Below are 22268 nucleotides of genomic sequence, written 5' to 3'. Positions count from 1 at the left end.
ATATTGACAAGCACCTATCTACATGATATATTAGATAGGTACGCTGATTTAGCTCAGTTGGCAGAGCGCATCCATGGTAAGGATGAGGTCGCCGGTTCGATCCCGGCAATTAGCATCTTGTAGGACAAGGTTGGGTTTTCCCAGCCTTTTTTTGTCAATGATAGCTGGTAGTGAAAGGCAAAGTTTTAGGAGGGGGAAAAAAATAAAAATAGCTGCTTTTGTCTTTGCAGTGAGAGGTTGACAAATCTGCTCTGCTATTTTCCAAAACCCTGCCCTCGGCTCCCTAAAGTGAGTCAAAATATGATATAATAAGGTAATACTAGCAAAGCGGGTAAGATATGTATATCGAAATGGTAGATGAAACGGGTCAGGTTTCGGAAGAGATTCTTAAACAGACTCAGGAAATTTTGGAGTTTGCGGCCCAGAAAACGGGCAAGGAAAAGAAGGAAATGGCTGTGACTTTTGTTAGTAATGATCGCAGTCATGAACTCAACTTAGAATATAGAGATACGGATCGGCCGACGGATGTGATTAGCTTGGAGTACAAGCCTGAGCTGGACATCGCTGTTGACGAGGAGGATTTGCTGGACCATCCTGAGCTAGCTGAGATGCTGGAGGATTTTGATGCCTATATCGGCGAACTGTTCATTTCAGTGGACAAGGCGCGTGAGCAGGCTGAAGAATACGGCCACAGCTTTGAGCGGGAGATGGGCTTTTTGGCAGTGCATGGTTTTCTGCATATCAATGGCTATGATCACTATACGCCGGAAGAAGAAGCAGAAATGTTTGGATTACAGGAAGAAATTTTAACTGCTTATGGACTCACAAGGAAATAACAAACGCAAATGGAAAAATCGAGATGTGGTCTCGAGTCTGGAATTTGCTTTAACCGGTATTTTTACAGCCTTTAAAGAGGAGCGCAATCTGCGCAAGCATGTCCTTTCGGCTTTGGCAGTGATAGTTGCGGGACTGATTTTTGACTTGTCCGCAATAGAATGGCTCTTTCTCTTTTTAAGCATTTTTCTGGTCATTGCCTTTGAGATTGTCAATTCTGCCATTGAAAATGTCGTGGATCTGGCTAGTGATTACCACTTTTCTATGCGGGCCAAGAATGCCAAGGATATGGCAGCGGGAGCTGTTCTGGTCGTGTCTGGCTTTGCCGTTGTGACAGGACTGATTATTTTTGTTCCCAAGATTTGGGATTGGATTTTTTAAAGATTTGAAAATCGGGGGAGACTGCCGATTTTCTGCTGTTTTAATGGAAATAATAGAGGTAAAATAATGACTTTTAAATCAGGTTTTGTAGCTATTTTAGGACGTCCTAATGTTGGGAAATCAACCTTTTTGAATCATGTTATGGGGCAAAAGATTGCCATCATGAGCGATAAGGCTCAGACCACACGCAATAAAATTATGGGGATTTACACGACGGATAAGGAGCAGATTGTCTTTATCGACACGCCGGGAATCCACAAGCCTAAGACAGCTCTAGGTGATTTCATGGTGGAAGCAGCATACAGCACCCTGCGTGAGGTGGATACTGTCCTCTTCATGGTGCCAGCTGATGAGCCGCGTGGCAAGGGCGACGATATGATTATCGAGCGCTTGAAAGCGGCTAAGGTGCCAGTTATTTTGGTGGTTAATAAGATTGATAAAGTTCATCCGGATCAGCTTTTAGCGCAAATTGATGATTTCCGTCAGCAGATGGACTTCAAAGAAATCGTACCGATTTCAGCCCTGCAAGGTAATAATGTTTCCCGTCTGGTTGACATCCTCAGCGAGAATTTGGAGGAAGGCTTCCAGTATTTCCCAGAAGATCAGATTACTGACCATCCAGAGCGCTTTCTGGTGTCAGAAATGATTAGGGAGAAGGTTTTGATGCTGACACGGGAGGAAATTCCCCACTCAGTCGCGGTGGTTGTTGACAGTATGAAGCGAGACGAGGAGACGGACAAGGTCCATATCCGAGCGACCATCATGGTGGAGAGGGACAGCCAAAAAGGCATTATCATCGGCAAAGGCGGCTCTATGCTGAAGAAAATCGGATCCATGGCTCGGCGCGATATTGAGCTTATGCTGGGGGACAAGGTCTTCCTAGAAACCTGGGTCAAGGTCAAGAAAAACTGGCGGGACAAGAAGCTGGACTTGGCGGATTTTGGGTATAATAAGAAGGAGTATTGAGGTTTTCTAAGCTAGTAAGTGAGGTGATGGAGATGCCGCCATTATTCATTGACGAAAGAGGGCAGCAAAATCCAAAAAGTATTATCTTTTTGCATGCTTCAGGCTCTAGCAGTCAGATGTGGCGACACCATGTTGCTGCGCTTGAGCAAGATTTTCATTGCATCCTTGTGGATTTACCTGGTCACGGAGCGAGTCGTGATATTGAGTGGACAAACTTTGATGATGTCGTGGAAATGATTGTGGCTGTCATTAAAAACAAAGCACATGGCAAGCCGCACTTGGTTGGGCTTTCATTAGGCGGTTCACTCATTCTTAAGTTGTTGGAAAAACATTCTAGCCTTATAGATAAAGTCATTGTTGATGGGGCAAGCCCCCAGCCAATTAAGGGCTATCGCAAGATCATTGCCATTGTCTATCTGATGTCTTTCTTGAAAAATACTAAATTTGTAGCTAATCTCCTGACAAAGATGATGCAAGAGGACGGAGCACCTGTCCAAGACGTTCAGCGCTTTTTTGCAGATTTTCAAAGAGCTTCGCGGCGTTCGTTTCGCCGTGCGATGTCACAGGCAAATCTGTTGAGACTTGACTTGCAGTTTGATAATCCTGCTTTCTTTGTCTCAGGTGGAAAAGAAGCTGAAACCATTCATGACTGGCACCGCATGTTGGCGCAGAAAAATGCTAGGTCTGAATGCGCCTATTATCCTGACAAAGGGCATGCTTGGCTTTTTAGTGATGTGGATACGCATATTCAGCTGCTGCGCTATTTCTTTCAAAATGCTGCCTTCCCAGAGAAAATGAAAGGATTTTGATATGGACTATATTTCCTATATTCGCTCCAAGGTGGGGCATGATAAGGTTATCCTGAATTTTGCTGGTGGAATTCTGGCAGACGAGGGCGGTCGTGTGCTTCTGCAGTTGCGAGGCGATAAGAAAACATGGGCGATTCCTGGAGGAGCTATGGAACTCGGGGAGACTTCTCTGCAAGCAGCCGTGCGTGAATTTCACGAAGAGACAGGCATTTCTGTTGAAGCCAAGCGCTTGCTGAATGTTTATACTAATTTTGATGAATCTTATCCTAATGGTGACAAAGTTCAGACGGTTGTCTTCCTGTATGAATTGCAGGCATTGGAGAATGTTGATATTTCCAATTTTCACAATGAGGAAACACTGCGTTTAGGCTTTTTTTCTAAAGAAGAAATAGCAGAGCTGGAAAATGTATCGGATAAACACCGCCTGATGCTGGATGAGTATTTTTCGGACAGCTTTGCTATGGGGCTTTGATATTGAGAATATTAAGAAAGGAGCTTTATGCCTGAATTACCTGAAGTGGAAACTGTTCGGCGCGGTTTGAAGCGTCTGGTTGTTGGCAAGACGATTGGACAGGTGCGGATCCGTTATGCTAAGATGATTGGCACGGGAGTAGATAGTTTTGTCCATGACTTGCCAGGTCAGACCATTGAAAGGATTGGCCGTCGGGGCAAGTATTTGCTCTTTTACCTGACGGGTGGAGTGCTGGTTTCCCATCTGCGAATGGAAGGTAAGTATCTTTTTTATCCTGATGCGGTGCCTGAGCGCAAGCATGCCCATGTCTTTTTCGAGATGACAGATGGTGGGACGCTTGTTTATGAGGATGTCCGCAAGTTTGGGACCATGGAGCTGTTGAAAAAGGATCAGCTAGAGGCTTATTTTGCTGCCAGAAAGCTTGGTCCAGAGCCGACAGAGGCGGACTTTCTTTTACCGCCTTTTGCTGCAGCTTTGGGTCGTTCCAAGAAGCCCATCAAACCCTATTTGCTGGAGCAGACCTTAGTCGTTGGACTAGGAAATATCTATGTAGATGAGGCGCTTTGGCGGGCGCGGATTCATCCGGCCAGGCCAGCAGATAGTTTAAAGCCTGCTGAAGTGAAGCGGCTGCGTGAGCAGATTATAGAAGTTTTGCAGCTTGGGATTGAAAAGAGAGGATCGACTATTCGGACCTACCGCAATGCTTTGGGTGAAGATGGCACGATGCAGGATTTTCTGCAGGTCTATGGAAAGACTGGTCAACCCTGTGCTAGATGCGGCAGCCCGATTGAAAAAATTAAGCTAGGTGGACGCGGTACTCATCTCTGTCCTCATTGTCAGAAAGCGAGGTAGCTGTCATGGCAAGAATTATCGGTATCACTGGCGGCATTGCCTCGGGTAAGTCAACAGTGACAGAGTTTTTGAGGCAGCAGGGCTATCAGGTCATTGATGCGGATCAGGTAGTGCATGAGCTGCAAGAGCCGAGGGGGCGTCTTTATCAAGCTCTTTTGTCTGCTTTTGGTCCAGCTATCTTACAGGAAGATGGTCGCTTGAACCGGCCCAATCTGGGAGCTATGATTTTTGGGGATCCCGAACTCTTAGCGCAGTCCAGTCAAATACAAAATCAGATTATCCGCGAGGAACTGGCTCACAGGCGAGATTTGCTGGCGGAGACGGAAGCTATCTTTTTTATGGATCTTCCCTTGCTGTTTGAGTTACAATATGAAGACTGGTTTGACCAAATCTGGCTGGTGGATGTGACGGAGAAAACTCAGCTCAGTCGCCTTATGACTCGAAACGCTCTTAGTCAAGAAGAGGCAGAAAAACGCATAGCAGCTCAGCTATCTTTACAAGAAAAACGAAAAAGGTCAGACGTGCTGATTGATAATAATGGCTCGCTTGAGGAAACTCGACAGCAGCTTCGCGATGCTTTGCAGAAATTAGAAAGAAGATGATTTATCACGTCACAAGTAAATTGGAAACATAACCTGAAAGTCGCTTGGTTTGGGAACTTCCTAACAGGTGCCAGCATTTCTCTGGTGACGCCTTTTATGCCACTTTTCGTAGAGCAGCTGGGGGCTAGAGGTCATGAGGTTGAGTATTACGCTGGGCTAGGGATTTCTCTCTCGGCAATCTCAGCGGCGCTGCTCTCTCCTGTTTGGGGAAGTCTGGCTGATCGGTATGGCCGCAAGCCTATGATGATACGTGCAGCTACTGCCATGGTTTTCACTATGGGAGGTATTGCCTTTGTACCCAATATTTTCTGGCTCTTGCTCCTACGCTTTCTAAACGGTGTTTTCGCTGGTTATGTTCCCAATAGTACAGCTCTGATTGCCAGTCAGGCTCCCAAGGAAAAAACGGGTTATGCTTTGGGAACTCTCTCGACTGGTGTCGTTGCGGGTAATCTTATGGGGCCATTTATTGGTGGTCTGATTGCGGAGATGTTCGGCATTCGCAATGTCTTTCTTCTGATTGGCGCCTTTTTTCTAGCATCAGCCTTAATGACCTTTTATTTGATTCGGGAGGATTTTGTGCCAGTGACCCAACAAGAAGAGGTAGGCTTTAGGGAATTGCTGCATCAACTCAGCTATCCTAAGATGCTGATTAATCTCTTTCTGACCAGCTTTGTTATCCAGTTTGCAGCTCAATCTATTAGCCCTATTCTTGCCCTCTATGTCAGAGAACTGGGTCAAAAGGACAATCTGATTTTTGTTTCGGGTCTCATCGTTTCTAGCATGGGACTTTCCAGCATGATGAGCTCCAGCATTCTGGGGCGTTTGGGAGATCGTATCGGCAATCACCGGCTTCTAGTGCTGGCTCAGTTCTATTCAATCGTGATTTATCTGCTCTGTGCCAATGCTGGCTCCCCTATGCAGCTGGGCTTTTATCGCTTTTTATTTGGCCTAGGAACAGGGGCGTTGATACCAGGTGTCAATGCTCTGCTAAGTAAGATAACACCCAAGTTTGGAATCTCTAGGATTTTCAGCTATAATCAGATTTTCTTTTATCTGGGCGGGGTGGTCGGCCCTATGTCTGGATCGGTCATTGCGGCAGCCTATGGCTATCATTCAGTCTTCTATGCCACAGCAGGGCTGGTTGCCGTCAGTATGCTGGCCAATCTCTTTAGTTTTCGAAATTTATTTAAAAAGAAGGATATCTAGTGCGCGTTAAAATAAATTTAAAATGTTCCAGCTGCGGCAGTCAGAATTATCTGACCAGTAAAAATACGAAAACGCATCCGGAAAAAATTGAGGTCTTAAAGTATTGTCCTAAGGAAAGAAAAGTTACTTTACATCTTGAATCCAAGTAGATTTTATGATAAAATAGATAGGATTTTAAGGAGTTTTTATTTATGTACAACCTATTATTAACCATTTTAGTCATTTTATCAGCTATTATTGTCATTGCAATTTTCATGCAGCCAACCAAAAATCAGTCCAGCAACGTCTTTGATGCCAGTGCCAACGACTTGTTTGAACGTCCTAAGGCACGCGGTTTTGAAGCTGTGATGCAGCGTATGACGGGAATCATGATTTTCTTCTGGCTACTGATTGCATTGGTATTAGCAGTATTATCTAGTAAATAAAATGGGCTCTGACTTCGTCTTGGCCTATTTTTTAAGTTTTAAAGAGATTTAGCAAGGATGAAGAAAATGCTCATCAAGAGAAGAGGAATATGAAATCAGAAATCATTGAATATTTAAAAGACAGGCAGCAGGCTAGCGTAGATGAGCTGGCGGCTGCTTTGGGGAAAGAGTCTTCCAAGGACTTTAGTAGCTTGGTCAAGACCATCTCCCAGATGGAAAGGAAGCATCAGATTCGCTTTGATGATAAGGGGCGGATTGAGCTTTATGAGAAGAAAAAGCAGGAGCGTCTGACGCTTAAGGGGTTTTTTCATGCCCACAAGAATGGCTTTGGCTTTGTCACCCTGAATGAGGAAGAGGATGACCTCTTTGTCGGCCGTAATGATGTCAATCATGCCATTGATGGCGATACAGTGGAAGTAGTCATTACCAAGGTGGCAGACCGTATAAAGGGAACATCAGCTGAGGCTAAGATTATCGATATTTTGGAGCACAGCCTGACGTCGGCAGTTGGGCAGCTGGTTCTGGATGAGGAAAAGCCCAAGTATGCCGGCTACATCCGCTCGAAAAATCAGAAAATCAGCCAGCCTATTTATGTCAAAAAACCAGCCTTGGTTCTAGATGGCACAGAAGTACTCAAGGTTGCTATTGACAAATATCCTACCAAGAAACACGATTTCTTTGTGGCCAGTCTGGTCGATGTGGTCGGCCATGTCAACGACCCTGGTATTGATGTATTGGAAGTGCTGGAGTCGATGGATATTGTCTCTGAGTTTCCAGAAAAGGTCTTGGAAGAGGCCGAGCGAGTTCCGGATACACCGACAGAGAGTGATTTGGAAAGACGTTTGGACCTGCGTGATGAGATTACATTTACCATTGATGGAGCAGATGCCAAGGACTTGGACGATGCGGTCCATATCAAACGCCTGAAAAATGGCAACTTTGAGCTGGGCGTACACATCGCAGATGTATCCTACTATGTCAAAGAAGGCTCTGAGCTAGACAAGGAAGCCCTCAATCGGGCGACCTCTGTCTATGTGACCGACCGCGTGGTGCCTATGCTGCCGGAGCGCCTGTCCAACGGTATCTGCTCTCTCAATCCCAATGTGGACCGGCTGACCCAGTCGGTGATCATGGAGATAGATGCCAAGGGGCGCGTGGTCAAGCATACCATCACCCAGACTGTTATCAAGACGACCTTCCGCATGACCTACAGCGATGTCAATGACATCATCGCAGGAGATCAGGAAAAAGCTGAGCAGTTCAAGGCTATTGTACCTAGCATTGACTGCATGGTCCAGCTGCATGAGATTCTGGAAAGCATGCGCTTCAAGCGAGGTGCGCTCAACTTTGACACCAATGAAGCCAAAATCATGGTCAATAAAGAAGGTCGGCCGGTGGACATTGTCTTGCGTCAGCGTGGGATTGCTGAGCGCATGATTGAGTCCTTTATGCTGGTGGCCAATGAGACGGTGGCTGAGCATTTTGCTAAGCTAAATCTGCCCTTTATCTATCGGATTCACGAGGAACCTAAGGCTGAGAAGGTGCAGAAGTTTATCGACTACGCCTCTAGCTTTGGGATTCGGATTTACGGAACGGCTAGCTCTATGAGTCAGCAGGCTTTGCAGGATATTATGGAGGCGGTCAAAGACCAACCTTACGAAGATGTCCTATCCATGATGCTTCTGCGCTCCATGCAGCAGGCTCGCTACTCTGAGCACAATCACGGCCATTATGGTCTGGCAGCGGAGTTTTATACGCATTTCACCAGTCCGATTCGCCGTTATCCGGACCTTCTAGTTCATCGAATGGTGCGGGATTATGGCAAGTCTAAAGAAATAGCTGAGCATTTTGAGCAAGTGATTCCTGATATTGCTAGTCAGTCCTCCAGCCGAGAGCGTCGGGCTATCGAGGTCGAGCGTGAAGTCGAAGCCATGAAGAAGGCTGAGTACATGGAAGAATTTGTCGGGGAAGAGTTTGACGGCGTGGTTTCAAGCGTGGTCAAATTCGGACTCTTTGTTGAACTGCCCAATACGGTTGAAGGCTTGATTCATGTCACCAACCTGCCAGAGTTTTACAGCTATAATGAGCGGACGATGACCCTGCAAGGCGAAAAGTCAGGCGTGGTCTTCAAGGTCGGTCAGCAAATTCGCATCAAGCTGGTCCGAGCGGATAAGGCTACGGGGGAGATTGACTTTGAATACCTGCCTAGTGAATTTGACCTGGTAGAAAAGACCAGTAAGACTGGCAGAGGCAAGTCAGGCAGAAAGAGACGCCGTGAAGATGACAAGCGCAGCCATTCTTCCAAAGAAAAAGGCAACAGAGATAAGAAAGATGAGAAGTCCAAGAAAGGCAAGAGCCAGAAGGCATTTTACAAGGAACTAGTCAAGAAAGGAGCCAAGCATGGCAAAGGGAGAAGGAAAGGTCGTCGCGCAAAATAAAAAGGCCAGACACGACTATACCATCGTGGATACCATCGAGGCGGGCATGGTGCTGACGGGGACGGAAATCAAGAGCGTCCGGGCTGCTCGTATCAATCTCAAAGACGGCTTTGCCCAGATCAAGAACGGCGAGGCCTGGCTCAGCAATGTCCATATCGCGCCTTATGAAGAGGGCAATATCTGGAATCAAGAGCCTGAGCGCCGCAGAAAGCTGCTGCTGCATAAGAAGCAGATCCAAAAGCTGGAGCAGGAGACCAAGGGAACTGGGATGACACTGGTGCCGCTCAAGGTCTATCTCAAGGACGGCTATGCCAAGCTCCTACTGGGCTTAGCCAAAGGGAAGCACGACTATGACAAGCGCGAGTCCATCAAACGCCGCGAGCAAAACCGCGACATTGCAAGACAAATGAAGAACTTTAATACAAGATGAAAGACTGGGCGACCGGTCTTTTTTAGGTTTATATTAGTGATTCTCATCTACAGTAGCCATCTTAAATTGTTCGTTGTCGAAATTACCAAACAAAAAAGTTCTGGCCACTTTGCCACTTGTCAAGTCGGTTCTTTTCGAGTATGATAAAGACAGTTAGATTATTCGGAGCTTTGCTTTCAGAGAAAGGATTTTTTATGACAGAAGAATTGCTAGCCTATAAACGCATGCCGCTGTGGACGGCAGAGACGATGCCAGAGACAGTAAAGAGAAAGCACAATACCAAAGAGGGCACTTGGGGAAAAATCACGGTTCTTAAGGGACGACTTAAGTTTATCGAGATGTCAAAGGAAGGTGAGGAGCTGGCTGAGCACATCTTTGAAGCTGGTCAGGACAATCCTTTTGCCCAGCCCCAAGCTTGGCATCGGGTCGAAGCTCTGACGAATGATTTGGAGTGGTATTTGGAGTTTTACTGCCGACCTGAGGATTATTTCCCTAAGAAATACGGCAGCAATCCCGTTCACTCAGAGGTTTTGGAAGCCCTGCAAACAGTCCGACCAGGGCGGGCGCTTGATTTAGGCTGTGGTCAAGGCCGTAATGCTCTCTTTCTGGCCAAGCAGGGCTTTGAAGTAACGGCCGTAGATCAGAATGAGCTGGCACTGGAGATCCTACGTGGCATTGTGGAGCAGGAGGATTTAGATCTGCCAGTGGGTAGCTACGACATCAACTCAGCTAATCTGACTCAGACTTATGATTTGATCATTTCCACTGTTGTCCTGATGTTCTTGCAGGCGGAGCGGATTCCGGATATTATCCGCAATATGCAAGAGTACACAGCGCTTGGCGGCTATAATCTCATCGTCTGTGCTATGGATACAGAGGACTTTCCTTGCACCGTGCCTTTTCCTTTTGCTTTTAAGGACGGCGAGCTTGCTGACTATTATAAAGACTGGGAGCTAGTTAAGTATAATGAAAATCCTGGGCACCTCCATCGCCGTGATGAAAATGGCAATCGAATTCAGCTGCGCTTTGCGACTATGCTAGCTAAAAAGATTCAGTAGATGGTGGTAGGATAGAAGTTAATTTTTGGAAATTTAGCTTGGCTCACTTATTTTGAGGTTCTGGTTTAAAAGGTCTGGGAGACAATTTAAAATGTCTCAGCCTCAATATTTTTTGAACATAATAAAGCTAGACTGAGGCATTTTTGTCCCAGTCTTTTTTATTTTGGTAAAAAACTTTAGAAATATTTTAGAATTTCTTGAGAAATATCTGAAGTTTGGTCGTTATACTAGAAAGTGCAAGGGGGAGAGAAAAGTGCTGGAAGCAACAGGACAGCTGGTAGAAAACTTTAGTTTTTTAAGTGTGACTCTAGACCAGATCACTTTTAAAAGCAGACTGAAAGACCTTATTCTCTTCTCTTGCGGCAAATTTTTCCAGACCTTCAGTTTTTTGTTGACGAGGAAAAAAGAATATGTTAAAGTAAATGAGTAAAATAAAAAAGTCAATTATATTTTACTTAATATATAAGGAGGAACTCATGAAGAAAAGAACGAAAATCATTCTAACTTCTACTTTGACTGTGACCGGCCTAATCTTGGCTGCCGGTGGCTACTTGGCTTATAAGACCTTTGTCCCTCAAGAGACACCGGTCGATAAGAATGCCACAGTGAGGACCAATTACTATCAAGCCATCAATAAAAAATGGCTGGAAAAGGCAGAGATCCCTAGCGACCAGCCGTCTAATGGTGTGTTTTATGAGCTGAACGAGCAGGTCAAGGATAAGATGAAGGCAGATGTCAAAAATCTAGTCTCTGGTAAAGAAGAGTCAACGATTGAAGGCATGCCCGAGTTTATTAAATACTACCAGCAGGCTACTGACTTCAAGCAGCGGGAAAAGGATGGCCTAGCCCCTCTCAAGTCCTATCTCAAGGAAATTGAAGATTTGTCCGACCTGAAGGACCTGGCTAGCAAGGCTGTTGACTGGGAAAAGCGTGGTCTAGCACTGCCGTTTACCCTTGAAATTAGTTCTAACCTGGAAAATACCAATCAGAAACAAGTGAATTTGTCCAGTCCAAGTCTTATGCTGCCGGATAAGAGCTACTATGAAGATGAAGGTGCTAAGAAAAGGATGATGGATCCGCTGGAAAAAGCATTCAAAGAAGCCTTTCAAAAGCTGGGCTACAGTGAAAAAGACAGCGAAAAGATCGTCAAAGAAGCTTTAGAATTTGATGGAGAATTGGCCAAGTATGCCCAAAGCAATGAAGAAGCTTCGGAAATTAAAAACCTTCACCATCCTAAGACGGCAGAAGACATCAATGCCTACTCTGATACCTTTAAGTTTCACGATATTATCAAGGACTATCTAGGCCAGGAAGTGGGTGATGTCAATGTTCCTAATCCTAAGTATTATGAAAATTTTGCCAAGGTAGTCAACGACAAGAACTTTGGCAAGCTCAAATCTTGGATGCTTGTGAAGCAGGCAGCATCAGCATCTAGTTTTCTAACTGATGACTATCGGCTGATTTTTGCAGAGTACCAAAAATCCTTGCAAGGTACTAAGGAAGCAACTTCAAAAGAAGATGCAGCATACGATCTGACAACAGGAACTTTTTCAGATGTCTTCAGTCTTTACTATGGACGCAAATATTTCGGTGAGGAAGCCAAGCAAGAAGTGACCCAAATGGTCAAGGATATCAAGGAAGTCTATCGGGAACGTATGTTGAAAAACGAATGGCTGTCAGAAGAAACCAAGCAGAAAGCAGTCAAGAAGCTGGATACCATGAAACTCTATATCGGCTATCCTGAAAAAGTTCGCGAAGTGACTAAGGCCTTGAAAGTGGACGACAAGAAATCCTTCTTTGAAAATGCAATTGCTTTGAGTCAGGCAAAAAATCAATATGATGTTGAGCACTTCTCTGAGCCAGTAGACAAGACTGAGTGGGTGATGCCTTCCTATGATATCAACGCTTACTACTCACAGGAAAATAACAGTATCAACTTCCCGGCCGCAATCCTGCAGAATCCATTCTTTGATGTTAAGCAAGAGATGGAAAAGAACTACGGCGGTATCGGTATGGTTATTGGTCATGAGATTACTCACGCCTTCGACTCAAACGGTGCAAACTTTGATGAAGAGGGGAATTTGAACAATTGGTGGACAGAAGCAGATAAGAAAGCTTTTGACAAGAAAATTGAAGCTGTTACCAAGCAGTGGGATGGTATTGAAATCTACGGCGGCAAGGTCAATGGCAAGCTTACGGTAACAGAAAATGTAGCCGATGCGGGTGGACTTTCAGCTACTCTAGAAGTCGTTAAAAAGAAATATCCAGATGCAGACTTGAAGAATTACTTTGAAAACTATGCCAATATCTGGAGAAGCAAGGCCAGTCTGCAATTTAACCAACTTCTCCTGAAGGTAGATGTCCATGCTCCTGCTGAGCTGCGGGTCAACCAGCAACTTAAAAATGTAGAGGCCTTCTATGAAACTTATCCAGAAATCAAAGAAGGCGATGCCATGTATCTGGCTCCAGATAAGCGGGTCAGCGTATGGTGAGATTGCTTGTCTAGAGAAGACGGTAAAATAATCTAAGCTATGAAGCACAACCAGTTTGGTAATAGGAGAGAAGTTCGTTCTTTTTCTCCTATCCATTCTTTCCTGCGACACTTGCGCGGCTGCGGGTTGTGCCTCCGCAGCCACGTGTCTTTAAAGTCAGATTTTATCTGGCTTTTTCTTTTACAAAAAAATTTTTATACAGCTTGATATAAATCTATGGAAATTTATACAAGAGACTTGGTGGGGCTGCTAGGTATAGAGCTAGAGTAATTTTTTCCTAGGGGAATTTATTCATTTTAGGCAGTAGAAGAGATCTTGGAAACGCTTGCAACCATAGTAAGAGAATAGTATACTAAATATGCGATAAATATTTTATCAATTAATATACAAAGGAGAAACTGATGAAAAAGAAATTTTTCAGTTGGGCTATTCCAGCCTTGATGCTGCTTACACTCTTCCCTTTTCAGGCTGTCTCAGCCTGTACAGGCTTTATTATTGGGAAGGATTTGACGACGGATGGTTCGACTCTCTATGGTCGAACAGAGGACCTGGAACCCAACCACAACAAGAATTTTGTGGTACGGGAGCGCAAGTATAACAAGGCTGGTGATCAATTCGTAGATGAAACCAATGGCTTTAGCTTTGATTTGCCAGCTGTTAGCTACAAGTATACGGCGGTACCGGATGTGACACCAGAGCAGGGAGTTTTCGATGAGGCCGGTTTTAATGAGGAAGGCGTTTCTATATCTGCGACAGTCTCAGCCAGTGCTAATGATGATATTCAAAAAGTAGACCCTTATGTTAAGGACGGTATCGCTGAATCTGCTTTAACTTCTGTAGTCCTGCCTCATGTGAAAACAGCCAAAGAAGGGGTAGAACTACTAGCCAAAATTGTCAGAGAAAAAGGTGCAGCCGAAGGCAATATTGTGACGATTGCTGACAAGACCGGTGTATGGTATATGGAAATCCTTTCTGGCCACCAATACGCTGCCATCAAGTTTCCGGATGACAAATACGCTGTTTTTCCCAATACATTTTTCCTAGGCAGTGTAGATAAAAATGATAGTGAAAACACGATTCTTTCAGCTGATCTTGAGAAAACAGCGCGTGATGCGGGGACTTATAAGGAAATCAATGGGAGCTTTCATGTAGCTCAGTCCTATAATCCGCCGCTGGCTGAAGCTGACCGCTCTCGGGTTTGGTCTGGTATCAAGGCGCTGGATCCCAATGCAGATGTGCAATATGATGATGAATACTTTGAACTCATGCACTCAACCAGCGACAAGCTTAGTCTGCGTGATGCCATGAACTTGCAGCGCAATCGCTTGGAAGGAACAGACTTCAAACCGCAAGATCAGATGGAGCTAGACGGAAAAGGGATTCCTGATAAAACAAAAGCAGACCCGGTTTATAAATACCCTATCTCCAATCCAAATGTCATGGAGGCGCACATCTTCCAGCTCAAGGATAATTTACCTGCCTCTACTGGAGGAGGAATTCTTTGGCTAGCCATGGGAAGTCCGCGCAATGCGCCCTACCTCCCTTACTATGGCAATATCAGCAATACCTCTCAGCCTTATCAAGAGATGAGCACAGCCTACAATGAGAATTCCTGGTATTGGATTGTTAGCCGCATCAATGATTTGGTTGCAAAATACCCAGAACTATTTGAAGATGGCTCTATTCGCAGTGAAATTGAGCGTATGGAAAGCCAATGGATGGAGGAACAGCCAGCTCATGACAAGGAGCAGATTAGTCTGTCTGAACAGCCAGAACAAGCCAGTCTGAAAGCAACAAAATATTCTATGGAGCGAGCGGATTCAGTCTTTAAGCGTCTTAAGGAAATTCAAAAGATTGCTGAAGATAAGGTTGTGGCTGAATATGGTACAAGTGCTTTAGAAGAGATTGAGGAGTCAGAGGACTCTGACACAGAGGAGACAATTCGTCTGGAAGATTTTGACTACGATATTGCTATTGCAGGAGGCATCTTTGTGTTGACTGTCATTGGAATAGCCATTTATCTTGTCAAAGGAAAAAATAGAAAAGGAGCAAACAGTCATGAATAAAACAAGAAGAATTGCTCTCTATATCTACTTGGTCCTAGCCGGTATCGGCTTGCAGTTTGAGCTAGGCTCCATGGCGGAAAAGGAAGTCACCTTAGAAGCTGGCCGCGACTTGGTTCTGAACTTAGCTGTTTTAGCTGCCTTTTTCCTGCCTTTCTATTTCTTGATTAAAAAACTCGCCAAAAAGTTATCGGTTGAGATGATCGTTCTAGGAACAGCCCTCTTTGGAGGTGCCTTTATCTCTGGTTGGCTCAGCTTTGCAGGCAATAGCTTGATTGATATTATTAACTCTAACTTTATCAAGGATCCAGCTGTTTTCAATGATTGGACCAATGCACTGACAGCTCCTTTTGCAGAGGAATTTTTCAAGTCTCTGACAGCCTTTGCTGCTCTCTACATTTTGGGGCGCAAGGATATTCAGTCAGTCTTAATCGCTGGGCTGAGTTCGGGCTTTGGCTTTCAAGTCATAGAGGATATTGGCTATGTATCCAGAGTGACTTTCGGAGGACAATATAGTGGTTCCTTAGAAGCAGTTGGCAGAATTGCTGGCGGACTGGCTTCACATACTCTCTATACAGCAGTGGTGACCGTTGGGGTTTATCTTCTCTTCTCCACGGCTTACAAGAAATACCGTCGCTTTGGTCTCTGGTGTGTCGTGTCAACAGTTGCCAATCACTTTATTTGGAACTCTCCTTTCTTCGAAACAGAGCATCGGATTAACATCGTTGTCGGTTTCTTATTTGCCTTTCTCGTTGCTACCTTTATAGAAGTCTACCGCCTCGTTTTGAAGGAGAAAAAGACAGATTTAGAAATTTAAATAATTTTGAGGATATTTATAAAATAAGGCTTTGTAATCGCTTGCAAAACCTGGAGTAAAAGGCTATACTGAATATAGTATTTAATTTTGTAATTTTTTTACAAAAAACAAAGGAGATATTTTTATGAAAAAAATATTGTTTCGTTCCTTGCTAGCTCTTTCGACCATTTTTCTCTTTCCTTTCCAAGTGGTTGAAGCCTGTACAGGATTTATTGTCGGGAAAGACCTGACTGCAGATGGTACGACGCTTTACGGTCGGACGGAGGACTTGGAGCCCAATCACAATAAGGTCTTTCTGGTTCATCCGAGAAAGACCAATGCGAGTGGTGCCAAGCTGATCGATGAAACCAACGGCTTTGAATGGACCCTGCCGGCAGAAAGCTACAAGTATACCTCGGTATCAGATGTGACCCCATCCCAAGGTATTTTTGACGAGGTTGGCTTCAATGAGTACGGTGTTTCGATTTCTGCGACTGTTTCTGCCAAGGCTAATGATGCCATTCAAAAGGTGGATCCTTATGTAGAAAATGGCTTGGCAGAGTCTATCCTGACAACTGTTGTTCTTCCCCACGTTCAGACAGCCCGTCAGGGAGTGGAGCTGATGGCGCAGATTGTCAGAGAGCAGGGAGCAGCAGAGGGCAATATTATAACCATTGCTGATAAGACTGGTGTCTGGTATATGGAAATCCTATCTGGCCACCAATATGTTGCCATTAAATTCCCAGATGACAAGTATGCGGTCTTTCCTAATACTTTCTTCTTGGGCAGTGTTGACTTTGACGATACAGAAAATGTTATTGCCTCAAAGGGTGTTCAGGATGTAGCCAAGCAGGCTAACTCTTATAAAGAAATTGACGGCAAATTCCATATTTCTCAGTCCTACAATCCACCGATGGCAGAGGCAGATCGTTCACGTGCCTGGGCAGGTATCACCAGTCTGGATCCAAATGCGGCCGTGTCTTATAACGACTCTTACTTTGATCTCATGCACTCCACAGACAGAAAGATCAGTGTAGCAGATGTCATGGCCATGCAGCGCAATCGCTTTGAGGGCACTCAGTTCAAACCGCTGGACCAAATGGAGCTAGATGGTAAGGGGCTGCCACAACGTGGTACGACAGACCCTGTTTACAAATATCCGCTGGGCAATCCGAATGTCATGGAAGCTCATATCTTCCAGCTCAAAGACGGCGTTCCAGCCAATATGGGCGGAGGCACTATGTGGCTAGCGGTAGGCAGCCCTCGCTTCTCACCTTACCTGCCTTATAATGGTAATATCACAGATACTTACGATGCTTATAAGGTCAACACAACTAGCTACAGTCCAGACTCTTGGTACTGGGTAGCATCTCATATCTACGATATGGCAGCCAAGCATCAGGACCTCTTTGGTACTTCTGTCCAAGACAAGTGGAAGGCTTTGGAAGCTCGCTTTATTGAGGAACAAAATGCTCTAGATGCAGCCAATGCAGCTCTGCCAGACTCTTCAGCAAAAGTTACAGAAGAAACACAGGCTCGAGCAGCGCAAGTCTTTAAGGAAATGAAAGAGCTAGAAGCTGAAATGGAAGCTAAAATCAAGGAAGCAGCAAAAACTACTCCTTCCAGCTCCAACAAAGATTCTAGCAGTTCTTCTTCATCTCAAAGCTCATCCAGTTCTTCCTCTTCAGCAACTTCTAGCAGTTCTGATACACGGACGGAAGTCAATGTAGAAGATGACAGCTTGGTGGATGTTGCAACTGGCATTCGCTTGAAAAATGCTGACTTGGTCAAGGCCGGTCTTCAGCTGTCAGTGCAAAAACTGGAAAGCAAGAATCAGCTGACAGATACCTATGACATTCGCTTGATCGATCCGAATGGTCAGCCGGTACATCAGGTCAGTCCAACCCTTGTGACGATTCCAGTCCGCAAAGATCTGCCAGTGGATGCTGTCTATGCTCTGGATGAAAATGGCAAGCAGGTTGAGAAATTTGATGTAACGGTTAATCAAAATCAGACTATCAGCTTCACGACCAATCATTTCTCTGTTTACCAAGTGCAGTATCGAAATGAGCAGTCCGTCAAGGCCAAGAAAAAAGACCTGCCATCAACAGGTGAGCAAGTCACCATCATGGGGCTTGCAGGCTTGATTATCCTAGCAGGAGTCTTCTTCCTTTTGAAGAAAACAAAGAAAAACTAATCTAAAATAAAAAGAAGGCCGAGCAATATGTTCGGCCTTTCTTAGTGGAAAAAACGACTTTTGTCTAGGTCAACCTTCAAGCTAGAGCCCTTATCTCAAATAATCATAGTTATAAGTAGTTAAAATCATATCCGTGATTTCTTCGGGTTCCTCTTGAGCACCACCGGCTATCCAAAGAGAAATAATCCCCTCAACACTGGATAGGAAGATTTCCAGTGCATATTTCGGAGGAATCTGAAAGTTCTCCTCTAAAAAACGCTGGGTAGCAGTCTCTTGCTTGTCACTCAGAATGATAGTGGTTATGTACTCCCGAATAGCCTCTCGAAAGTCAATATAATGGCTTCTGGTCAGGGCATTGATAAGACGTTCATTAGCGCGCAGTATATGAAATTTTGCTATCATTAACTTTTTGGGATATTCGTTCTCCACTTCAAACATGCTATAACTAGAAAGTTGGGAAATAATTTCGCTTTTGAGACTATCAACCATCTGATACTTATCTTGGTAGTGGAGGTAGAAGGTGCCGCGATTAATCCCAGCCCTCTTGCAGAGCTTACTGATAGAGATGTTCTCGAATTTTTCTTCTGAAAGCAGCTGAATCAGGGCTTCCTTGATGTCTTCCTTAGTGCTGGTTTTTCGTTTCTGGATCATTTTTTCTTCCCTTTTTGCTTAAATCAACACTTTGTTGAATTTTGGTTATTGCTTTTTATCTAAGCTCATTATATAATATCTGTGATTTGGAATCAACAGTTTGTTGATTTAAGGAAACGAGCTTTGAAAAGGAGAGAAACGATATGGCTTATATTGAAATGAAACATAGCTTTAAACGTTATCAGATGGGGGATACTGAAATAGTCGCCAATCACGATATTTCTTTTGAGATTGAAAAGGGGGAACTGGTTATTATCCTAGGTGCTTCTGGTGCCGGTAAGTCTACGGTGCTCAATATCCTCGGCGGTATGGATACCAATGATGAGGGAGACATCCTGATAGACGGCCAGAATATTGCTGACTACAATTCCCACCAGCTGACGGACTATCGTCGCAATGATGTGGGCTTCGTCTTTCAATTTTACAATTTGGTGCCCAACCTGACGGCCAAGGAAAATGTCGAATTGGCTTCGGAGATTGTCAAGGATGCTCAAGATCCAGTGGCCGTTCTAACTGCGGTTGGTATGGAAAATCGCCTCAATAACTTTCCAGCTCAGCTATCAGGAGGTGAGCAGCAGCGGGTCTCTATTGCTCGGGCGGTGGCAAAAAATCCCAAAATTTTGCTCTGCGACGAACCGACAGGAGCTCTGGACTACAATACCGGCAAGCAAGTGCTGCAAATCTTACAGGACATGTCTCGCAATCAAGGAGCGACTGTTATTATCGTAACCCACAATGCTGCCTTAGCTCCCATTGCTGACCGGGTTATCCGCATGCACGATGCGAGAGTTAAGAGTGTTACAGTCAATGAAGAGCCTCAGGATATAAGTACATTGGAGTATTGATATGAAGAGAAAGATTTATTGGAAAGATATTCTGCGCTCCTTCACTAGCTCTAAAGGACGTTTCCTATCTATTTTAATCCTCATGATGCTGGGCTCTTTAGCTCTCGTGGGCCTCAAGGTCGCTCCACCCAATATGCGCAGAACAGCAACAGATTATTTGAAAGAGCAACGAACCATGGACTTGGCTGTTATGGCGGACTATGGTTTGGATAAGGCGGATCAGAAAGAGCTGGAAGCTATCAAGGGAGCTGATGTCGAATTTGGCTATCTGACAGATGTCACCGTAGACGAAGAGGCTCTCCGAGTATTCTCAGATACCAAGGATATTTCAAACTTTCAAGTGACCTCTGGCCGTCTTCCCAAGAATGCGCAAGAAATTGCCCTGGCTAGCTTTTGGTCTAAAAAATACAAGCTTGGTCAGGAGATTGATCTGACTGAGAAAGCAGGCAGTCGGTCAGTTCTGAAAAACAAGACTTATAAGATTGTGGGTTTTGTCAACTCAGCAGAGCTCTGGTCTGATAGAAATCTGGGCAATGCGACTAGTGGCAGCGGGGCTTTATCAGCCTATGCTGTAGTCAGCCCCAAGACCTTTGATACAGATGTTTACAGTATTGCCCGCCTGCGCTATCATGATTTAGAAAAGCTGGCTCCCTTCTCTGCAAGTTATCAGGAGCGTTTGGAGGAGCACCAGACAGCTTTGGACAAGAGCCTAGCGGATAATGGATCGGCCCGGTTTAAGCGATTAGAGGCAGATGCCAAAAGTACCATTCAGAAGGGTGAAGATAAGATTGCTCAGGCTGAGAGTGAACTGACCCAAGGTAAAAAACAATTAGAGCAAGCTCAGAATCAGCTAGACCAGCAAAAAAGCCAGCTAGCGGCAGCTCAATCCGCTTCTATCCTAGCTCCCGATCAGCTCAGTCAGAGCCGGCAGCAGATTCAGGAAGCTGAGTCCCAGCTCAATCAGAAAAAAGCAGACCTCGCACAGGCAGAGAAAGACTTATCAGCTAGCAAGGACAAGCTAGCTGACGCTAAGGCAGACCTGAGTCGTTTGAAAGAGCCTGCCTATCATAGCTATGACCGCAAGTCCCTGCCAGGTGGTAATGGCTATCATATGTATAAAAACTCCATGAATAGTATTGCGTCGATTGGTAATATCTTCCCGGTGGTGCTCTATCTGGTGGCAGCGATGGTAACCTTTACCACCATGACGCGCTTTGTCGACGAGGAGCGAACAAATGCAGGTGTCTTTAAGGCTCTAGGCTATCATAGCCGAGATATCATTCGCAAGTTTGCTCTTTACGGCTTGGTGGCGGGGAGTCTAGGTACCCTCATAGGAATTCTGTTGGGGCATTATTTCTTGTCAGGTGTGATTTCTTCTATTATTACCAGAGGGATGGTGCTTTCTGCCCCTCATGCATATTTTTATGTTTCCTATAGTTTACTTGCCCTTGGACTTTCCCTTCTATCCAGTGTTCTCCCTGCCTATTTAGTGGCAAGCCGGGAGCTAACAGAAGAAGCAGCCCACTTGCTTTTGCCCAAGCCACCGGTCAAAGGCTCTAAGATCTTTTTGGAAAGACTGTCCCTTATCTGGCGACGTCTTAGCTTTACTCAGAAGGTCACTGCTCGCAATATCTTTCGCTATAAGCAGCGAATGCTCATGACCATCTTTGGTGTAGCGGGTTCCGTTGCCCTGCTCTTTGCCGGTCTAGGGCTCCAATCTTCTATTGGTGGTATTCCAAAACGTCAGTTTGAGGAGATTCTGCGATACGACTTGATTATCGCTGTCAATCCTGGGGAGAATCAAGCTGAGCAGGACAAGCTGAAAAAGATGCTGTCAGATGGCTCGATTGCTGATTATCAGGAGATCTATAGTGAAATCTTGACAGAGAAATACAAAGGAAGAAAAGAGACAGAAACAGTCACTTTGATGGTCACGGACAAAGAAAATTTTGAACCTTTCATCTTCCTAGAAAGTCCCGACAAGCAGCAAAAGCTGACTCTCAAGGACGGTGCAGTGGTTTCGGATAAATTGGCTCGCATAGCTGGCGTTAGCCCTGGTGGTAGTATAGAGCTGGGTGGCAAGCCTGTCAAGCTCGCAGCAGTCAATGAGAATCATTTTGGGCATTTTGCCTTTATGAAGGCGACTGACTATCAGAAGATTTATGGGGAAAAACCTGAGAAAAATACTTATCTAGTGCAGCTCAAGGATTCTTCCAGTAAAAATATTGTCAATATGGCCAATAAATTTATGAGCCTCAAGTCTGTCAAGAGTGTTTCACAAAATGCTAGCATGGTGAAGCAGTTCAACGTTCTAGCTGATTCTCTTAATAATACGATGCTTATTTTGGTGGTGATCTCCGTTCTTCTAGCAGTTGTCATTCTCTACAATCTGACCAATATCAATGTGGCTGAGCGGATTCGCGAGCTGTCCACTATCAAGGTTCTGGGCTTCCATAATAAGGAAGTGACTCTCTATATCTATCGAGAGACCATTATTCTTTCAGTGATTGGGATGGCAGTTGGGCTTCTAGGTGGTTTCTTCTTGCATCGTTTTTTGATTGAGAAGGTTGCGCCTAGCATTATTAGCTTAAATACTCAAGTAAGTCTCTCCGTCTATCTGTTTCCTCTAACAGCAGTGACTCTTATTTTGACCTTACTTGGCTTCTTTGTCAACTACCGTCTCAGAAGAGTAGATATGCTGGAAGCACTTAAGTCTGTCGATTGATAAAAAAATACTTCAAAACTTTCACT

The 22268-nt window shown here is 44.8% G+C and carries 20 protein-coding genes and 1 tRNA gene; 20 read left to right on the top strand and 1 reads right to left on the bottom strand.

Annotation, left to right across the window (positions count from 1 at the left end; translation table 11 throughout):
• The first annotated feature begins 42 nt into the window (after positions 1 to 42).
• The 18 genes from HMPREF9389_RS00975 to HMPREF9389_RS01055 all read left to right on the top strand — a co-directional run bounded on the left by HMPREF9389_RS00975 (position 43) and on the right by HMPREF9389_RS01055 (position 18021).
• Positions 43 to 115: transfer RNA gene (locus tag HMPREF9389_RS00975), tRNA-Thr, on the top strand.
• A 223-nt stretch (positions 116 to 338) separates the two neighbouring features.
• Entirely contained in the window at positions 339 to 836 is a 498-nt protein-coding gene (gene ybeY / locus HMPREF9389_RS00980; protein ID WP_002931143.1) for an rRNA maturation RNase YbeY, read from the top strand.
• Positions 817 to 1215, top strand: coding sequence for a diacylglycerol kinase family protein (locus tag HMPREF9389_RS12265; RefSeq protein ID WP_002894866.1), 399 nt, complete (start codon positions 817 to 819; stop codon positions 1213 to 1215). Before ybeY ends, HMPREF9389_RS12265 begins: the two co-directional genes overlap by 20 nt.
• A gap of 66 nt (positions 1216 to 1281) precedes the next feature.
• Positions 1282 to 2181 carry a GTPase Era gene (gene era, locus HMPREF9389_RS00990; protein ID WP_002931140.1) on the top strand — a complete coding sequence of 300 codons (900 nt, stop codon included), beginning with the start codon at positions 1282 to 1284 and terminating at the stop codon, positions 2179 to 2181.
• 26 nt (positions 2182 to 2207) lie between these two features.
• Complete coding sequence (locus tag HMPREF9389_RS00995) at positions 2208 to 2990, top strand: alpha/beta fold hydrolase (protein ID WP_002931139.1); 783 nt, start codon at positions 2208 to 2210, stop codon at positions 2988 to 2990.
• A 1-nt stretch (position 2991) separates the two neighbouring features.
• A complete protein-coding gene (locus HMPREF9389_RS01000; protein WP_002931137.1) occupies positions 2992 to 3462 on the top strand; it encodes an NUDIX hydrolase in 471 nt (156 codons plus the stop codon).
• 27 nt (positions 3463 to 3489) lie between these two features.
• Entirely contained in the window at positions 3490 to 4314 is an 825-nt protein-coding gene (gene mutM, locus HMPREF9389_RS01005) for a DNA-formamidopyrimidine glycosylase (RefSeq protein WP_002931134.1), read from the top strand.
• 5 nt (positions 4315 to 4319) lie between these two features.
• Positions 4320 to 4916: a dephospho-CoA kinase gene (coaE, locus tag HMPREF9389_RS12260; protein WP_002931132.1), complete on the top strand. Its 597-nt coding sequence runs from the start codon at positions 4320 to 4322 to the stop codon at positions 4914 to 4916.
• Between the two features lie 3 nt (positions 4917 to 4919).
• The gene (locus tag HMPREF9389_RS12255; RefSeq protein ID WP_080560796.1) at positions 4920 to 6122 is read left to right on the top strand and encodes a multidrug efflux MFS transporter; all 1203 of its coding nucleotides are present in this window, start codon (positions 4920 to 4922) and stop codon (positions 6120 to 6122) included.
• Positions 6122 to 6271 (top strand): 50S ribosomal protein L33, encoded by a 150-nt coding sequence (gene rpmG / locus HMPREF9389_RS11880; protein ID WP_072074309.1) that lies wholly within the window; start codon positions 6122 to 6124, stop codon positions 6269 to 6271. Before HMPREF9389_RS12255 ends, rpmG begins: the two co-directional genes overlap by 1 nt.
• A gap of 42 nt (positions 6272 to 6313) precedes the next feature.
• Positions 6314 to 6547, top strand: a complete 234-nt coding sequence (secG, locus tag HMPREF9389_RS01020) for a preprotein translocase subunit SecG (RefSeq protein ID WP_002894878.1) — start codon at positions 6314 to 6316, stop codon at positions 6545 to 6547.
• A gap of 89 nt (positions 6548 to 6636) precedes the next feature.
• Positions 6637 to 8985, top strand: a complete 2349-nt coding sequence (gene rnr, locus HMPREF9389_RS01025; protein ID WP_002931127.1) for a ribonuclease R — start codon at positions 6637 to 6639, stop codon at positions 8983 to 8985.
• Positions 8948 to 9415: an SsrA-binding protein SmpB gene (smpB, locus tag HMPREF9389_RS01030; protein ID WP_002894882.1), complete on the top strand. Its 468-nt coding sequence runs from the start codon at positions 8948 to 8950 to the stop codon at positions 9413 to 9415. Before rnr ends, smpB begins: the two co-directional genes overlap by 38 nt.
• 194 nt (positions 9416 to 9609) lie before the next feature.
• Positions 9610 to 10473, top strand: a complete 864-nt coding sequence (gene tehB / locus HMPREF9389_RS01035; protein ID WP_032906627.1) for an SAM-dependent methyltransferase TehB — start codon at positions 9610 to 9612, stop codon at positions 10471 to 10473.
• Positions 10474 to 10895: 422 nt separating this feature from the next.
• Complete coding sequence (locus HMPREF9389_RS01040; protein WP_002931123.1) at positions 10896 to 12965, top strand: M13-type metalloendopeptidase; 2070 nt, start codon at positions 10896 to 10898, stop codon at positions 12963 to 12965.
• A gap of 401 nt (positions 12966 to 13366) precedes the next feature.
• Positions 13367 to 15031, top strand: a complete 1665-nt coding sequence (locus tag HMPREF9389_RS01045) for a C69 family dipeptidase (RefSeq protein WP_002931122.1) — start codon at positions 13367 to 13369, stop codon at positions 15029 to 15031.
• A complete protein-coding gene (locus HMPREF9389_RS01050) occupies positions 15024 to 15845 on the top strand; it encodes a PrsW family glutamic-type intramembrane protease (protein ID WP_002931121.1) in 822 nt (273 codons plus the stop codon). The genes HMPREF9389_RS01045 and HMPREF9389_RS01050 overlap by 8 nt, the downstream gene beginning before the upstream one ends.
• 124 nt (positions 15846 to 15969) lie before the next feature.
• The gene (locus tag HMPREF9389_RS01055) at positions 15970 to 18021 is read left to right on the top strand and encodes a C69 family dipeptidase (RefSeq protein ID WP_002931120.1); all 2052 of its coding nucleotides are present in this window, start codon (positions 15970 to 15972) and stop codon (positions 18019 to 18021) included.
• Between the two features lie 90 nt (positions 18022 to 18111).
• On the opposite strand, the gene HMPREF9389_RS01060 is transcribed toward HMPREF9389_RS01055, so the two are convergent.
• Positions 18112 to 18672 carry a TetR/AcrR family transcriptional regulator gene (locus HMPREF9389_RS01060; RefSeq protein WP_002931119.1) on the bottom strand — a complete coding sequence of 187 codons (561 nt, stop codon included), beginning with the start codon at positions 18670 to 18672 and terminating at the stop codon, positions 18112 to 18114.
• 143 nt (positions 18673 to 18815) lie between these two features.
• Here HMPREF9389_RS01060 and HMPREF9389_RS01065 point away from each other — a divergent pair, with 143 nt between their 5' ends.
• Together HMPREF9389_RS01065 and HMPREF9389_RS01070 are read left to right on the top strand one after the other, a co-directional pair.
• The gene (locus HMPREF9389_RS01065) at positions 18816 to 19517 is read left to right on the top strand and encodes an ABC transporter ATP-binding protein (protein ID WP_002931118.1); all 702 of its coding nucleotides are present in this window, start codon (positions 18816 to 18818) and stop codon (positions 19515 to 19517) included.
• Position 19518: 1 nt separating this feature from the next.
• Entirely contained in the window at positions 19519 to 22242 is a 2724-nt protein-coding gene (locus tag HMPREF9389_RS01070; protein WP_002931114.1) for an FtsX-like permease family protein, read from the top strand.
• The last annotated feature ends 26 nt before the right edge of the window (positions 22243 to 22268 follow it).

Source organism: Streptococcus sanguinis SK355, from assembly GCF_000212855.1.
Classification (GTDB): domain Bacteria; phylum Bacillota; class Bacilli; order Lactobacillales; family Streptococcaceae; genus Streptococcus; species Streptococcus sanguinis_A.
Note: the sequence above shows the minus strand (reverse complement) of the source record. Positions and strands in the feature narration are given on the sequence as shown.

Excerpts from the sequence above, each read along its gene's own strand:
- ybeY (WP_002931143.1), top strand. The coding sequence starts at position 339 with ATGTATATCGAAATGGTAGATGAAACGGGTCAGGTTTCGGAAGAGATT.
- HMPREF9389_RS12265 (WP_002894866.1), top strand. The coding sequence starts at position 817 with ATGGACTCACAAGGAAATAACAAACGCAAATGGAAAAATCGAGATGTG.
- era (WP_002931140.1), top strand. The coding sequence starts at position 1,282 with ATGACTTTTAAATCAGGTTTTGTAGCTATTTTAGGACGTCCTAATGTT.
- HMPREF9389_RS00995 (WP_002931139.1), top strand. The coding sequence starts at position 2,208 with ATGGAGATGCCGCCATTATTCATTGACGAAAGAGGGCAGCAAAATCCA.
- HMPREF9389_RS01000 (WP_002931137.1), top strand. The coding sequence starts at position 2,992 with ATGGACTATATTTCCTATATTCGCTCCAAGGTGGGGCATGATAAGGTT.
- mutM (WP_002931134.1), top strand. The coding sequence starts at position 3,490 with ATGCCTGAATTACCTGAAGTGGAAACTGTTCGGCGCGGTTTGAAGCGT.
- coaE (WP_002931132.1), top strand. The coding sequence starts at position 4,320 with ATGGCAAGAATTATCGGTATCACTGGCGGCATTGCCTCGGGTAAGTCA.
- secG (WP_002894878.1), top strand. The coding sequence starts at position 6,314 with ATGTACAACCTATTATTAACCATTTTAGTCATTTTATCAGCTATTATT.
- rnr (WP_002931127.1), top strand. The coding sequence starts at position 6,637 with ATGAAATCAGAAATCATTGAATATTTAAAAGACAGGCAGCAGGCTAGC.
- smpB (WP_002894882.1), top strand. The coding sequence starts at position 8,948 with ATGGCAAAGGGAGAAGGAAAGGTCGTCGCGCAAAATAAAAAGGCCAGA.
- tehB (WP_032906627.1), top strand. The coding sequence starts at position 9,610 with ATGACAGAAGAATTGCTAGCCTATAAACGCATGCCGCTGTGGACGGCA.
- HMPREF9389_RS01040 (WP_002931123.1), top strand. The coding sequence starts at position 10,896 with ATGAGTAAAATAAAAAAGTCAATTATATTTTACTTAATATATAAGGAG.
- HMPREF9389_RS01045 (WP_002931122.1), top strand. The coding sequence starts at position 13,367 with ATGAAAAAGAAATTTTTCAGTTGGGCTATTCCAGCCTTGATGCTGCTT.
- HMPREF9389_RS01050 (WP_002931121.1), top strand. The coding sequence starts at position 15,024 with ATGAATAAAACAAGAAGAATTGCTCTCTATATCTACTTGGTCCTAGCC.
- HMPREF9389_RS01055 (WP_002931120.1), top strand. The coding sequence starts at position 15,970 with ATGAAAAAAATATTGTTTCGTTCCTTGCTAGCTCTTTCGACCATTTTT.
- HMPREF9389_RS01060 (WP_002931119.1), bottom strand. The coding sequence starts at position 18,672 with ATGATCCAGAAACGAAAAACCAGCACTAAGGAAGACATCAAGGAAGCC.
- HMPREF9389_RS01065 (WP_002931118.1), top strand. The coding sequence starts at position 18,816 with ATGGCTTATATTGAAATGAAACATAGCTTTAAACGTTATCAGATGGGG.
- HMPREF9389_RS01070 (WP_002931114.1), top strand. The coding sequence starts at position 19,519 with ATGAAGAGAAAGATTTATTGGAAAGATATTCTGCGCTCCTTCACTAGC.